Below are 1,639 nucleotides of genomic sequence, written 5' to 3'. Positions count from 1 at the left end.
ATCCAAAGTTCGGCAATGTTCACGAATTCCTCGACGATGGATTCGAGCCTGGGCAGACGCAGCGTTTCCAGCAGCTCTTCCCTGATCAGTACGGCGTCGTTGTTCTGCGCATCGACGCTCAGGGTAGAGCCCCGGGTGGCTGCCAGAAGATGGTTGGCGTGCAACATGGCCGTGTGAAACGAGTCGGCGTCCCGGTCGGGAACCGAGCCCAGGAGGGAGTATATGAACAGGCTTTCTCCGCCGTTGGCGAGTTCGAAGCTCACGGCGACATCGTCGAACATCAGATTGCACCGGTTGTCTTCGTCGGTTCTGAGGTCGGGAATGCCGATGGCGGCACCGAACTCCCCAATCAGGTTTTCCATGATGGCTATGGACATCGGGATTACTCCGGGATTCGTGTTGCCCGGTCTTTTTCGGGGGTTTCCCGCCGCCGGCGCGCCGCATCGGCCGGGCCGACGGGCTGCGGGTTCGCTTGTTCCAGTGCCACGGCCAGGGCCGTGGCGCGCTTGCGCAGGTCTGCGTGCGCGGAAGCGCTCGGCAGCCCGCAGATGAACTCCACGGCATCGAATGCCTTGCGGGCGTTCTTCATGTCGCCGAGGGCAAGATAGCACTCGCCGGCGTGCAGAGCCGGGCGGGGATTGGTGGCGTCGAGTACCGCCGCCATGCTGTAGGCGGTAACGGCCTTTTCATGGCTGCCGGAAAGCTGGCAGGAGGCCGCAAGCCCCATCCAGAATCGGCTCTCCGCATGGTCGTTGTGCACGAGAAACTGGAAGAGCCGGCGAGCTTCGTCATACTTGCGCTGCTGGTAGGCGTTGTGGGCGAAGTGGTACACGGCTTCCAGTTCTTCCTCCGTGTAGCCTCTCACATCGGCCAGCGTTGCCCCTTCCATCAGGCAATTCTTGGCCAGTTCCTCGACCCTGAGAAGGTCGTTTTCGCTCAGGGTGTCCAGGATGTCGGTCGCCGCTTCCACGTTGAAGCCTCCTTGATTTCAGGGTTGTGCACGGAAAATTCGGTTGGGTGTCGATTGACGAATGGATCGCCCGGCAGGCCTCACCACCGTGACACGAGGTTATTCCTCATGTCGTGGGTCTTGTCGGCCAGATTGTTGGCGCCTTCGAGCGCGGTGTTCATGTTGTTGACCACGTTCTTGAACTTGGTCATGAACAGGTTGTTGCTGTCGTTGAGCTGGTCGATGTAGTTGTTTACCTGGGCCTTGAGTTCGACGATGTCGGAATGGTCGATGATGGTAATGCCGTGCATTTCGTACTGGTTGTTTCCATCTTCGTACCAGAAGTCGAACTCCATGGCGCGGTCGGTGTACTTTATCCAGTTGCCGTCTTCATCAAGGTAAAGTCCGTAATAGTTGCGCACGGATTCCGGAAGCTCGGGGACGGCGGAGCCGTAAAACACTATGCGATTTACGTTTGGGTCTACGGAGCAATTTACCTCGTTTTCGAGGAAAGCCACCATGTCGGGCGTGACCGGGCAACGGTCTCGAAAGCTCTTGCCGGTGTCTGCCCATTCCTGGAGGTCTCCGAGGTCGATCAGGATTTGGCGCGCGGTCCGTATCTTCTCAAGGTGCTGTTGTGCCATCTCGGTGCGGTCGGCGCCCACTTCCTTCATCACGACGCTGCGGTGC

At 59.1% G+C, this 1,639-nt stretch carries 3 protein-coding genes; all 3 read right to left on the bottom strand.

What is annotated here, in order from left to right; translation table 11 throughout:
* Nucleotides 1–377, bottom strand: a 377-nt coding sequence (locus tag OXG98_18520; protein ID MCY3774006.1) for a type III secretion system chaperone, incomplete at its 3' end; no start/stop codon positions are given.
* Nucleotides 378–382: 5 nt separating this feature from the next.
* The gene (locus OXG98_18515) at nt 383–970 is read right to left on the bottom strand and encodes a SycD/LcrH family type III secretion system chaperone (GenBank protein MCY3774005.1); all 588 of its coding nucleotides are present in this window, start codon (nt 968–970) and stop codon (nt 383–385) included.
* A gap of 80 nt (nt 971–1,050) precedes the next feature.
* Nucleotides 1,051–1,639, bottom strand: a 589-nt coding sequence (locus tag OXG98_18510; protein ID MCY3774004.1) for a hypothetical protein, incomplete at its 5' end; no start/stop codon positions are given.

Source organism: Gemmatimonadota bacterium (assembly GCA_026706345.1).
In the GTDB taxonomy this organism is placed as follows: Bacteria; JAAXHH01; JAAXHH01; order JAAXHH01; family JAAXHH01; genus JAAXHH01.
The sequence above is the reverse complement of the archived record's forward strand: the minus strand, read 5'-3'. Positions and strand labels throughout refer to the sequence as shown.